14 protein-coding genes are annotated in these 11,830 nt (G+C 71.2%); 7 read left to right on the top strand and 7 right to left on the bottom strand.

The genetic code is table 11. The annotated features are described in order from the left end of the window. The first annotated feature begins 7 nt into the window (after positions 1 to 7). The 4 genes from ACLF5H_RS30945 to ACLF5H_RS30930 all read left to right on the top strand — a co-directional run bounded on the left by ACLF5H_RS30945 (position 8) and on the right by ACLF5H_RS30930 (position 3,106). Complete coding sequence (locus ACLF5H_RS30945) at positions 8 to 211, top strand: MbtH family protein (RefSeq protein ID WP_421679305.1); 204 nt, start codon at positions 8 to 10, stop codon at positions 209 to 211. A gap of 183 nt (positions 212 to 394) precedes the next feature. Then, a complete protein-coding gene (locus ACLF5H_RS30940) occupies positions 395 to 1,162 on the top strand; it encodes a GNAT family N-acetyltransferase (RefSeq protein WP_421679304.1) in 768 nt (255 codons plus the stop codon). Then, positions 1,159 to 2,409 carry an MFS transporter gene (locus ACLF5H_RS30935; RefSeq protein ID WP_421679303.1) on the top strand — a complete coding sequence of 417 codons (1,251 nt, stop codon included), beginning with the start codon at positions 1,159 to 1,161 and terminating at the stop codon, positions 2,407 to 2,409. Before ACLF5H_RS30940 ends, ACLF5H_RS30935 begins: the two co-directional genes overlap by 4 nt. 160 nt (positions 2,410 to 2,569) lie before the next feature. Further along, positions 2,570 to 3,106: a hypothetical protein gene (locus tag ACLF5H_RS30930; protein ID WP_421679302.1), complete on the top strand. Its 537-nt coding sequence runs from the start codon at positions 2,570 to 2,572 to the stop codon at positions 3,104 to 3,106. A gap of 408 nt (positions 3,107 to 3,514) precedes the next feature. On the opposite strand, the gene ACLF5H_RS30925 is transcribed toward ACLF5H_RS30930, so the two are convergent. Further along, positions 3,515 to 4,090: a TetR/AcrR family transcriptional regulator C-terminal domain-containing protein gene (locus tag ACLF5H_RS30925; RefSeq protein ID WP_421679415.1), complete on the bottom strand. Its 576-nt coding sequence runs from the start codon at positions 4,088 to 4,090 to the stop codon at positions 3,515 to 3,517. 82 nt (positions 4,091 to 4,172) lie between these two features. Between ACLF5H_RS30925 and ACLF5H_RS30920 the strand changes: the two genes are divergently transcribed. Beyond that, complete coding sequence (locus ACLF5H_RS30920) at positions 4,173 to 5,420, top strand: FAD-dependent monooxygenase (RefSeq protein WP_421679301.1); 1,248 nt, start codon at positions 4,173 to 4,175, stop codon at positions 5,418 to 5,420. A 275-nt stretch (positions 5,421 to 5,695) separates the two neighbouring features. Here ACLF5H_RS30920 and ACLF5H_RS30915 read toward each other — a convergent pair. Next, positions 5,696 to 6,549 (bottom strand): IS5 family transposase gene (locus ACLF5H_RS30915; protein WP_421679300.1). Its coding sequence is split into 2 segments (ribosomal slippage): positions 5,696 to 6,159 and positions 6,159 to 6,549, totalling 855 coding nucleotides; the frame shifts between segments, so codons are not numbered across the junction. A gap of 65 nt (positions 6,550 to 6,614) precedes the next feature. On the opposite strand from ACLF5H_RS30915, the gene ACLF5H_RS30910 reads away from it, so the two are divergent. Further along, complete coding sequence (locus ACLF5H_RS30910) at positions 6,615 to 6,929, top strand: DUF6980 family protein (protein WP_421679299.1); 315 nt, start codon at positions 6,615 to 6,617, stop codon at positions 6,927 to 6,929. Between the two features lie 253 nt (positions 6,930 to 7,182). Here the strand turns inward: ACLF5H_RS30910 and ACLF5H_RS30905 are convergent, their stop codons facing one another. The 3 genes from ACLF5H_RS30905 to ACLF5H_RS30895 form a co-directional block, all read right to left on the bottom strand. Next, positions 7,183 to 7,746, bottom strand: coding sequence for a TetR/AcrR family transcriptional regulator (locus ACLF5H_RS30905; protein WP_421679298.1), 564 nt, complete (start codon positions 7,744 to 7,746; stop codon positions 7,183 to 7,185). Positions 7,747 to 7,856: 110 nt separating this feature from the next. Then, complete coding sequence (locus ACLF5H_RS30900) at positions 7,857 to 9,248, bottom strand: amidase (protein ID WP_421679297.1); 1,392 nt, start codon at positions 9,246 to 9,248, stop codon at positions 7,857 to 7,859. After that, positions 9,235 to 9,444: a hypothetical protein gene (locus tag ACLF5H_RS30895; RefSeq protein WP_421679296.1), complete on the bottom strand. Its 210-nt coding sequence runs from the start codon at positions 9,442 to 9,444 to the stop codon at positions 9,235 to 9,237. The genes ACLF5H_RS30900 and ACLF5H_RS30895 overlap by 14 nt, the downstream gene beginning before the upstream one ends. A gap of 164 nt (positions 9,445 to 9,608) precedes the next feature. Between ACLF5H_RS30895 and ACLF5H_RS30890 the strand changes: the two genes are divergently transcribed. After that, positions 9,609 to 10,538 carry an MBL fold metallo-hydrolase gene (locus tag ACLF5H_RS30890; protein ID WP_421679295.1) on the top strand — a complete coding sequence of 310 codons (930 nt, stop codon included), beginning with the start codon at positions 9,609 to 9,611 and terminating at the stop codon, positions 10,536 to 10,538. 158 nt (positions 10,539 to 10,696) lie between these two features. Here ACLF5H_RS30890 and ACLF5H_RS30885 read toward each other — a convergent pair whose 3' ends face one another. Continuing rightward, complete coding sequence (locus ACLF5H_RS30885) at positions 10,697 to 11,449, bottom strand: hypothetical protein (protein ID WP_421679294.1); 753 nt, start codon at positions 11,447 to 11,449, stop codon at positions 10,697 to 10,699. A 182-nt stretch (positions 11,450 to 11,631) separates the two neighbouring features. Then, positions 11,632 to 11,826, bottom strand: coding sequence for a ferredoxin (locus ACLF5H_RS30880; protein ID WP_256641318.1), 195 nt, complete (start codon positions 11,824 to 11,826; stop codon positions 11,632 to 11,634). Between the last annotated feature and the right edge of the window lie 4 nt (positions 11,827 to 11,830).

Here is an 11,830-nt window from a genome sequence, read left to right as displayed (position 1 = left end):
GAACGACATGGACGAGAACACCCGCTACCAGGTGCTGCGCAACGACGAGGAGCAGTACTCCCTCTGGCCCGTCGACATCGAGGTGCCCGGGGGCTGGCAGCCCGTCGGCAAGGAGGGCACCGAGGCCGAGTGCTCCGCCTATGTCGACGAGGTGTGGACCGACATGCGGCCCAAGAGCCTGCGCGAGCGCATGGAGAACGCGGGCGCCTGACCGGCCCCGCCCGTACCGCCGCCCCCCACACCCCCCCCGCACGGAACCGCCGCACCCCGCCGGGCCGCCCGAGTGCCGGCCCGGCGGCGCACCGCACCCCACACCCCCCCCGCACGGAACCGCCGCACCGGCGCCCCACCGCCCTCGGCCCTCACCGCACCACAACTCCCCGAGGAGCCCGTCATGACCCCCGAACTGCGCACCGAACGCCTGGAGTTCCTCCCGTACCGGCCAGAACACGAGGACGTCTTCGTCGAGTTGCTGCGCGACGAGGAGGTGTGCCGCTGGATGGGCCAGGACCTCGTGCCCGAACCGCAGATCCGCGAGGTGTTCCGCGCCATCCTCACCGACATCTACCCCCAGGGGCGGTTCGACGTCTGGGGCCTGTGGCTGGCGGGCCGCTACATCGGCCACGCCGAGGTGAAACCGACCGGCAACGTCGAGGGCCACGAACTCGTCACCGCCCTCGCCCCCGGCTACTGGGGCCAGGGACTGGGCGGCGAGGCGGTCCGCGGCCTGCTCCGGCACGCCGCCGAAAACCTCGGCCTCACCGAGGCGTACGGCATGGTCGGCGCAGAGAACACCGCGAGCCTGGCCATGTGCCGCCGCCTGGGCTTCCGCCATCTGCGCGATGTCGTCGGCGACGACGGCTCGGTGACGAAGCTGCTGGTCATCCCCACGGCGGCGGGCGGCCCTGACAGTACGGGGCGTACGGCCGTCGCGGCCACCGCGCGGACCCCGGCGCCCGGCATCGGCATCGGCACGGCGGACGGGCCGGTGCCCGCCGTGGCACGGGGCACCGAGGGCCTGACCGGAGTGCCGGGGGCCACGGGCTCGGCCGGGGCGGTGGTTGCTCAGGGTCTGGCCGGGGCGGCGACCGGCGAGGGTCTGGCCGGAGCGGCGACCGGCGAGGGTCTGGCGGGGGCGGCGAGCGCCGGGGAGGCCGGATGAGCCGCCCGCCGCTCACCGAGGAGACCGCCGGGGCGGCGGACACCGGCCCGCCGCCTGGCCTGTGGCGCAACCGCGACTTCAACCTGCTGTGGACCGGACAGTCCCTGTCCGACCTGGGCGGCGCCATGGTCGACCTGGCCCTGCCGCTGCTGGTGCTCCAGCAGACCGGGTCCCCGACGCGGGCCGGGGTCGTCGGCACCGCCGGGCTCGTCACCACCCTGGTGTGCCGGTTGCCGGCCGGTGTCCTCGCCGACCGGTTCGACCGGCGCCGGTTGATGATCGTCTGCGACGCGTTGCGGATCGCCGTGTACGCCCTGCTCGGCTGGGCGGTCCTGACGGGCGCCGCCCGCCTGCCGGTGATCCTCGCGGTGGTGGTCGCCGGTGCGGCCGCCACCGCGGTCTTCAGCACCGCCGAGCACGCCTCGATACGCACCCTGGTCCGCCCGGACCAGCTCGCCTCCGCCGTCGCCCGCAACGAGGCGCGGACCTACGGCGTGTCACTGGCCGGACCACCGCTGGGCGGCCTGCTGTTCGGACTCGGCCGGTTCCTGCCCTTCCTGGGCAACGCGCTGAGCTTCCTGGTGTCCCTGGCGGCCGTCTGCTGGATCAGGCGGCCGCTGCAGGAGCCCCGCAAGGAGGTGGCCGCGCCCGTCGGCGCGTCCACCGCGGAGGGGCTGCGCTTCCTGCTGGGGCACCCGTTCCTGCGGGCCCTGCTGGCCATCGCGGCCCCGCTGAACATGGCCTTCACCGGCATGATCTTCGCCATGACCCTCGCCCTGCGCCGGGCCGGTGTCGCCCCGGTCCTGGTGGGCTTCGCCGGCGCGATCTTCGCGCTCGGCGGCCTCCTCGGGGCCTTCGCCGCCCCGGCACTCCAGCGGCGGCTGCGGCTGCCCGTCCTGATCACGCTGCTGTGCTGGGCGACCGCCGCGCTGATGGCCGTCAGCACCCTGCTGTCCGGCTCCGTCCTGGCGGCGGTCCCGCTGTCCGCCGCCGTCTTCCTCGGCCCCACCGCGAACGCCACCCTCTTCGGCCACCAGGCCGCCGTCACCCCCGACCACTTACAGGGCCGCGTGGTCAGCGGCGTCCTGCTCGCCGCCGGTTCGGCCGCCGCCCTCGCCCCCGTCCTGGCCGGCGCGCTACTGGCCCACTGGAGCCCCGGACCGGCCATGCTGGTCTTCCCGGCCCTGGTCGTCGTCGCCGCGGTGACGGCCACCGTCAGCAAGGGCATCCGGACGATGTCCCCCTAGACCGTGCTGCGAAAGTCCCGCCTGCCCCGCGGGACGACCCGCGGGGGGCGCTGCGGTCTTCAGCGACGGCAAGCTGTCGGGAGGAGGGAGCGTTCCGGTCGGCCTGCCCACCCGGCTGCGCGGCTTCTCCGGGACCCTCGGTATCGTCGGCGGCATCGCGATGGCCGCCCAGGCTCCGTCCTACGTCCACCAGTACGGCTGGAAGGAGGGCGCGACCGCCGCACATCCAACCGAGGAACACATGAGCGACGTCCCCGCCGGGGAGAATCCGGTCCAGGAGATCGCGTTCGAGGAGATCCCCGCGCTGCTGCTGAGCATGGTCCCGGAGTGCGCCGACTCCATCGCCGAGATGTTCCACCAGCCCGCGGAAACGGCTGTCCTGACCGAGGACGCGGCCGTGATGCTGTACGAGCTGCTGGCCGGATGCTTCACCGCACCGGTGCTGATGCCGCAGCTGCGGAGCGACACCCCGGACACCCACCTGCTCGCCCGCTGCTGGGACTTCGTGGAGCGCATCGTGGACCACCCCACGCAACACGTCGGCGGCGCCGTCTGCTTCGAGGTGCTGGATCAGCTCCTGATCGACAGCGGCCTGGTGGAGGCCGCCTGGCCCCGCATGAAGAAACGGACCAGGGCCCGCACGCTGCTGATGCTCGACGACTTCGACGTCCGCCTGCCCGGGATCAACCGGCGCTAGGGCGTGTATCGAAATTGGGCCGTGCCATTGCCGCCCTGGATGAGGAGGTGGCCGGCTACTTCTGCGGCTCCGCCGGATGGCGATCTGGGAGCTGTCGCCGGTGCACGGTTACGGCCGCGTCCACAACGTGCGCGCGTCAGCGCCGCCGCCGATCGCGCTGCTCCTGGACAGCGTGACCAACGGCGGACTTGTCGCGCTTGTGGCGGCGCTGGTCGCGCTGGCGGAGCACCGGTACGACGAGCTGCCAGTGAGCGTGCACTGGCTGCTCTGTGCGCGAGCTTCGCGGTGTCCGTGCTCGTTCGGGGCCGCGCAGGCCGCCTCCCGTGCGGGGCTGCGCGACTACTGGGACGTCTCACCCGCGACAGGACGGGCCCCTGGACGTGGTGTCCTCACCTCACCCGTCGACGGTCAGTGGGCGGCGTCGGGAGCAGTGGTGTGCTGTTCGAGGCCGCCGAGGATGAGCGCGAGGCCCGCCTCGAACGCCGCCTCGTGATCGAGCGCGGGGACGTCGTCCGGCAGGCCCTCCGCGTTCGGCGCGTCGGCGTCAGCCTGCTCCTCCAGGACACATCCGACGGTGAAGCGGCTGGCCGCCAGCATCGCCATCTGCGCCTGCCGCTCGGGCACGCCGGAGGCGACCAGGAAGGTCATTTTCCGACGAATCCGATCCAGATCGCCGGTCGGTGTGCTGCCGGCATGCAGGCGGGCCCCGTCGCGGCGCATCAACAGGGTGCGGCGGAAGCTGCGCGAGTTGTCCACGAACCAGCTGCGCCAGTCGTCTCCGGGCTCGGGCAGGGCGGCGCGGGCGTGCGGGGCCATGGCCGCCTCCGCCATCGCTGCCAGCAGGTCCTTCTTGGTCTTGAAGTGGTAGTAGAGCGACGGCTGCTCCACGCCCAGGCGTTTGGCCAGTTGCCGGGTGCTGACATTTTCCAGGCCCACGTCGTCCAGCAGGTCCAGCGCCTCGGCGACGACGGTCTCACGGTTCATCTTCGTCACATTGACAATCTATCGGTGATAGAAGAATCTGAAAAGACGGAACCAATCACCGATAGATTTTGGAGTGCGGATCATGACGAACAAGATCGCGAAGCGTTCCCTGCGGATCCTGGTGGCCGGGGGCGGTGTTGCGGGGCAGGCGCTGGCCTTCTGGCTCACGCGCGGTGGGCACGCGGTGACAGTCGTGGAGCGGTCCCCGGCGCTCCGCGCCTCGGGGGCGCAAGTGGATCTGCGAGGGCAGGGCATCGAGGCAGTGGAGCGCATGGTGCTGCTTCAGGAGGTGCGCAGTCGGCTAGTGGACGAGGCGGGCGTGGCATTCGTCGATTCCCACGGGAAGCCGAAGGCAACGATCATGGCCAACACATCCGGCAAGGGCCGCCAGACCCTGACCTCGGAATACGAGATCATGCGCGGTGACCTGGTGCGCATCCTGCACGAGGCGACGAAGGACGACGCCGAGTACGTCTTCGGTAAGAGCGTCGACGGATTCGACCAGCACTCCGACCGGGTCACCGCGCACTTCTCTGACGGGACTTCGGGCGCATACGACCTGCTGATCGGCGCAGACGGGCAGGGCTCGCGAACCCGCAGGGCGCTGCTGCCGCACGGCTTCGATCCGTACTGGCGTATGGGTATCCACATGGCGTACTGGTTCGTACCGCGGATCCCCTCCGACACCAACATTCGCGACACCTACATGGTCCCGGGCGGGCGGCAGATCATGCGACGCAGCCACAACGCGACCGAGACCCAGGCGTACTTCGTGATGCGCGAGGAGTCGGCGGAAGCGTCCGCGATCCACCGCGCTCCCGTCGAGCAGCAGCAGACGTTCTGGGCCGAGCGGTTCAAGGACGCCGGCTGGCAGACCGAGCGGTTCGTCACGGGGATGAAGGACAGCCCGTTCTTCTACTCCCAGGAGATCGCCCAGGTCCGCATCGACAGCTGGTTCAAGGGGCGAGTGGTCCTGGCCGGGGACGCCGCGCACTGCGCCTCTCCTTACAGCGGCATGGGTATCTCCGGCGGCCTGGTCGGTGCCTACGTCCTGGCCGGGGAGATAAACCGGAACCCGGCCGACCTGCCGGCCGCGCTGGCGAACTACGAACAGGTCCTGCGGCCCTTCGTCGACAAGATCCAGGGAGAGGTCAACCCTCGCATCCTGCGCGTGGGCATGCCCCTCAGCAAGCACGCCATCAGCGCCTTCCAGAGCGTCACCGCGCTGGCCTGCTTCCTGCACATCCCCGACGTGGTCGCCCGCATGTCGAGGACGGACCGCGGCGGCGACTGGCAGCTCCCGGCCTTCGGCGAAGCGCACGCCGCCTGAGCGACGGGCTGGAGGATGGGCCCGGCCGGCCAGGGACGGTCCGTGCTGTTGGCGTACTGCGGCTGCAGTACGGGCGGGAGTCGGCAGGCGTGGGACGGCGCGGGCGCCCGCGCCGCGAACGGTGGAGGGCGAGCTTTGGCCCATCCGCGCGTACGGCGCCGGCGGGATGGCCGGTGTACGGCCATGCTTGTCAGCGCCCTTGGCCCTGCCTACGGCTACGAGCGGCAGTGATCTGCCGACGGCAAGGAACGTGGATCCCGCCGTGTGACCGAGGCTCATAGCCACTCGCCGATGGCAGCGACGAGGACGGTCGCCTCATAGCGGACAGCGAGTTTGTCGTAGCGCGTGGCCACGGCCCGATGACGCTTAACCGCGTGCCGAGCCTTGTAGTCCTCGGCGTCGAACTTCGGCGGCCGGCCACCGCGAGAGCCAAGCTTCTTGCGGTTGCGAGCTTGGTCGACCTTGTCCGGGATGGTGCAGCGGATACCGCGGCGTCGCAGGTAGGCGCGGTTCTTGCGGGACGCGTATGCCTTGTCGGCGCAGACCCGGTCGGGCCGGGTCCGCGGACGCCCCGAACCCAGACGGGCGACGCGGACCTTCTTCAGCACGGGCTCGAACTGCGGGGAGTCGCCGCGCTGCCCGGCGGTGATCACGATCGCCATGGGCTTCTGCCCCTGCTCGACGGCCAGGTGCAGCTTGGTGGTCAGGCCGCCGCGCGAGCGTCCGAGGCCGTGGTCGTCCGGCTCGATGGTGACCCCGCCAGGCGGCTCGACCTGCAGATCCCCTTTTTCCGCGCCCCGGCGGCGTGCTGGTGGGCCCGGCACACGGTGGAGTCGATGTTGAGGTCCCAAGTGATGAGCTCCTCGGCGTCGGCTTGGGCCTGCAAAGCGGCGAAGATCCGCTGCCACGTGCCGTCCCGCTGCCAGCGCCGGAACAGGTCGTACACCCGCGCCCAGGGCCCGTACCGCTCCGGCACGTCCCGCCACGGGACACCGGTGCGGGTACGAAACCGTATGCCGTCGACCAGCTGCCGCCTGGTCCATAGCGACGGACGTCCCGGCTTCTTGCCCCTGGGCAACAACAGCTCCAGTCGGGTCCACCGCATGTCTGTCAGATCTCCACGCGCCACCGGGTGATCATCACAGACCGTGATCTACTTCTGGGCACATTGCCGATGAACGAGAAACCGAGGTCATGACCAACCACTGCTGCGAGGCGATGAGCCGCCGCGTGAACGTGCCCTGCGACCAGCACGACGACCCCTTCGCCTGTCCGGACGTGCTGATCAAGTTCAGTGCCACGTTCCAGGAGTACGGGCTGATCATCCACGACGGCGGCACATCGAGTATCACCATCGGCTTCTGCCCCTGGTGCGGACGACGCCTCCCCGAATCACAGCGGGATCGATGGTTCGACGAACTGGAACGCCGTGGGATCGATCCGGGGGAGGACGAAGTGCCAGCCGAGTTCCAGGACGACCGCTGGCTCGCTGCCCCGTCTCGGGACTGACGAACCAACAGCCTCTCAAGCCACTTCCGATAGGTAACCCCCAGAAGGAACCGCCCGGCGGGACCTTCGTCGAACCGGCCGACCACGGCCTCGGACCTTCCCGGGGTGGGCTGACCGGCGAACTCCACCTTGCGGTCGAGCAGGGGCAGAAGCCCTTGTCCGTCGTGATCACCGCCGGGCGGCGGGGCGACTTCCCCGGCCAAGAGATCGTCTCGGCGACCGGGGCGACCGGGGCGACCGGGGCGACCGGCGGTCAGTGGCCGGTCGGGGCGAGGACCGCTGTCACGAGCCGACGCGCGTGGGCGGCGTCGAGTCCGTCCGGGCGGAAGAGGATGCGGTACATCAGCGGGGCGACGACATGGTCGATGACCGTCTCGACGTCGGGCCCCCGCTCCCCGCGTCCGGACGCGCGGGTGAGGATCACGTCGATCTGTTCCGCGGCGTAGGCGGAGCACTGACCGGCGTTGCCGCCGTCCGGGTCGCCGAGGAGCGCGTCGCGGATGTAGGCGCGACCGGCGGGGGAGGACATCTCGTCGAGGAACTGCTCGGCCCAGGTCGTGAGATCGCGGGACAGGGTGCCGTGATCCCCGGGCGTGGTCTCGGGCCGCAGCCGTTCGACCGCCACGTCCGACAGCAGCTCCTGGAGATCGCCCCAGCGGCGGTAGATCGTCGATGGTGTCACGCCCGCACGCTGGGCGATCATCGGCACCGTCAGGGCGTCGCGGCCCACCTCCGAGGCGAGTTCACGCACGGCCGTGTGCACCGATGCCTGGACCCGGGCGCTCCGTCCCCCGGGGCGAACCATCTGCCTGCTCATGACACCTACTTTAGAGCGAGAAGGGCGGGCGGTCCCATCGCTCTGTCCGCTCAGGAACCGCCCCCGCGCGGGTACTTTCCGTGAAGTGCCCGCACCACCACGTCCCTTGATTACGCGACTCGCGCGAGGGCACGGGCGGGCCGGGTCTGCTCGTAGGCGTGGCCGACCCGCAGGAGCACGCTCTCCTGGAGTGGCCGCCCGAGCAGCTGCATGCCGATCGGCAGCCCCGCGGTGTCCTGGCCGACCGGTACGGACAGGGACGGTATCCCGGTGATGTTGGCCGGGGACGACAGTCGTACATAGGCGTCGGAGACACCCTCGACGGTGCCGTCGGCCCAGGTGATGGTCTCCTGACCGGCTCTGACGGCGGTCGCCGGGACGGTGGGGGCGGCGATGACGTCGACGTCCCGCAACACGCGGGCCCATTCCTGCCGCATGAGGGTGCGGGAACGCTGAGCGCGCAGATAGTCCCCGGCGGACATCAGCTCGCCGGCCTCGAGCAGGATGCGGACGTCGGCCTGGTAGAGCTCCGGGACCGTACGCAGGGTGGCCTCGTGGTAGGCGGTGGCCTCGGGCACCATCAGACCCCACTGGGTGGCCTGGATGTAGCGGGTCATGGGGATCTCGACCTCGACCAGGCGTGCGCCGAGGGCCTGGAGCTGGTCGACGGCGTGCCGGACAGCGCCTTCGACCTCGGGGTCGACATGGTCGAAGTAGTAGTTGCGCGGCACGCCGACCCGCAGTCCCGTCAGATCCGTGCCCGCGTCCGGCCGGTAGTCCGCGGTGGGTGCGGGCAAGGAGGCGGGGTCGCGGGGGTCGTGCCCGGCCAGGGCGGTCAGGACCAGGGCCGCGTCCTCGACGGTGCGGGTGATCGGGCCGACGTGGTCCAGTGACCACGACAGGGACGTGACGCCGTGGCGCGGCAGCAGGCCGTAGGTCGGCTTGAGACCGACCACCCCGTTGAGCGCGGAGGGCACCCTGATGGATCCGCCGGTGTCGGTGCCCAGGGCGAAGGTGGCCATTCCGGCGGCGACGGCGACCGCGGATCCGCCGCTGGAGCCGCCCGCGACCCGCCCGGTGTCCCAGGCGTTGTGGGTCTGCGGGGTGGTCAGGCCGTAGGCGAACTCGTGCGTCTGGGTCTTGCCCAGCAGGACCGCACCGGCCGCCGCCAGGCGCGCGACGACCGTGCTGTCGCCCCGCGCGCGGTGGTCGGCGCGGACCCGGGAACTGGCGCTTGTCGCCGTACCCGCGACGTCGATCAGATCTTTGACGCCCATGGGGATGCCGTGCAGCGGGCCGCGGCGGCGCCCTGCCACGATGTCGCGTTCCGCTTCACGGGCGGCCTCGCGGGTGCGCTCGGCGGCGACGGTGACGTACGCCTGGAGGTGCGGCTCCATCCGCTCGATGCGCTCCAGGACCGAGTCCGCCAGCTCGACGGGGGACAGCTGCCGGGTCCGGATCGCTTCGGCGGCCGCCGTCAGGGGCAGTTCATACGGTCGCATCGTGCGCCTCCTGTCCCGCTCGGTAGGCGGCGGCGGGCACGGTCTCGCCGAAGTCCAGCTCGCGCAGGAGCGAGACCACGGAGTGGATGTGGTCGGCGGTGGCCGCGACCGCGGCGTGCCGGTCGGCGGGCAGCGGGAGCCCGGCGCGTGCGGCCCAGCGGGCTGCTTCGGGCGGGGTGAGTTCTGTGTCGGGCATGGGTTTTCCCCTCGGCGCTAAAAGCTAAGCGTTTGCGTTAGCTCACCGTAGGGGCTACGTTGCTTTAAAGCAAACCAATAGCTTTTAGTCGTCGGTTCGCGTCGGCTCGCGTCGACTCGTGCCGACTCGCCGAGCCGCTGCGGGCCCCGAAGAACAGAAGGATCATGAGTACTACGCCGCCCCCCGCCCCCGCACCCACCCCGACCCCCGCCCCCTCCTGGACCGTGGGTGACGTCACCGTCCACCGCGTCGACGAGGTCCGCCTACCGGCCGCGACCGGATCCTGGCTGCTGCCCGACGCCACCCCGGACCTCGTCGCCGCGCAGGACTGGCTGCGCCCCCACTTCGCCGACGGCGAGGGCACCCTGCGCCTGGACAGCCACACCTTCGCGTTCACCCTCGGCGGCCGGCGCATCCTGGTCGACACCGGCATCGGCAACGGCAAGGAACGGGCCAACCCCGCCTGGCACGACCTGGACACCGACTACCTGCGCGATCTCACCGCCGCCGGATTCCCCCCGGACTCGGTCGACCTGGTGATCCTCACCCACCTGCACGCCGACCACGTCGGCTGGAACACCCGGAAGACGGACGGCCGCTGGGTGCCGACCTTCCCGAACGCCCGCTACCTGACCTCACGTACCGAGCGGGAGTTCTGGGCCGGGTACGACATGGAGGAGGCCCGCGCGCAGATGTTCCGGGACTCCGTGATCCCGGTGGAGGAGGCAGGGCTGCTCGACCTCGTCGACGTCCCCGCCGGAGGTGCCGACATCGCCCCGGGCCTGCGTCTGCTGCCCACCCCTGGACACACCCCGGGACACATGGCCGTCGAGCTGACCAGCCACGGCCGGACGGCTCTGATCACCGGTGACTGCATCCACCACCCCGTCCAGTTCGCCCACCCCGCCATAGGCGCCTGCGTCGACATCGACCCGGGCCGGTCCGAGGCCACCCGCCGGACGCTGCTCGCCTCCCTCGCCGACTCGGACACCCTCCTCCTGGGCACCCATTTCGCCCCGCCCACGGCCGGTCATGTGGTCCTCCACCAGGACGGATACCGGCTCTCGCCCATCGACCCGCTCCCGGCCAGGTAGGACACGATCTGCCGGGAGCCCTGGGCATGGACGCGGCGGCGGCACCCGAGCGGCCGGCGCGCCGCCACAGGCACTCCCCGGTGCGCGATTCTCTTCCGGTGAGCTGACGTACTTCCCCGAGCGGACGCACCGGCGGGCAGGAAGTCCGCAGCGGCCGGTCAGGAGGGGCGGTGCCCGGTGAGTTCCTGCCAGCGGTCGTGAGCGGCGGCGAGATCCTTGCGTGCCGCGGGGATACGGAGGTCACCGCTCTGCCGGGCGGTGACCTCTTCGAGGCGCAGCTGGGCGTCCTGTTGTGCGGAAGTGTCGTTCGCCGCCTGGTGCAGATCGGCCTTCGCCTGCCGGAGCCGGGCGGGCCGGTCCCGCTGGAACGACTTGGCGGCGGCGATGGCGTTGTGGACGTCGACGACGAACGTGCGGACCTGTTCCTCCGCGACGTCGGCCGTAGCGTAGGTCACCAGATGCTGACGCCCGTCCGGGCCGACCAGGTAGAGGTGACCGGCCGTACTGGTGTGGTCGGAGCGGACGGCGATTTCGTGCAGGGGCAGATCTCCGCTGAAATCGTCGGTCGAGACGACGAGAACGTGTTCGTAGAGGGACAGGGTGCCGAGTTCGTCGCGGTAGCCCCCGCGGCCGGGGTCGCTCAGCCGGGCGACGCGCTCCTCGGCGTCGCGCACCCGGCGCCGGTGAGCGGCGGCAGCGGTGTCGACAGCGCCGCGCGCACCGGCCAGCTCCTTCCGCGCGGTACGTTCCAGGCCGCCCAGGGCGCTGCGCGCACGGTCGAGATCCCGGCGCGCCGCGCCGTACTCCGGGGCGAAGGCGAATCTCCAGCCACCCGGATAGAGGTAGAGCTGCCTGCCGACCGCGGCTGCGGCGGCCAGAGCGAGCAGAAGTACCCAGCCCCAAGCACTCATGATGCCCTCCCCCGTACGGCAGCCGACGCCCCACGCCGTATCCGATGTCCCGGTGCTGTCCGCATCGACGACTACCGGCAACGGGCGTGGGTCGTCAAATCCATTGCGGGACGGCCCGGTTACGGCAGGTCAGTTCGGAGACGCTGAAGGGTGAGTCCTCCGCCGGTGGCTCGGCCGCATGGTCATACGACCCTGATCGCCGACGTCGGACACCGCGCCGCCGCCTCCTGCGCGGCCTCCCGCTGGTCGGCCGGGGGAGTGGCGTCCAGGAGGATCACCGTGCCGTCGTCGTCGTTCTGGTCGAAGACGGCCGGGGCGGCGAGGACGCAGGCTCCCGCGCCGCAGCAGAGGTCCATCTCGATCTCGATCCGTGTCACCGGT

Source organism: Streptomyces sp. LaBMicrA B280 (assembly GCF_049222185.1).
Taxonomy (GTDB): Bacteria; Actinomycetota; Actinomycetes; order Streptomycetales; family Streptomycetaceae; genus Streptomyces; species Streptomyces murinus.
Note: the sequence above shows the minus strand (reverse complement) of the source record. Positions and strands in the feature narration are given on the sequence as shown.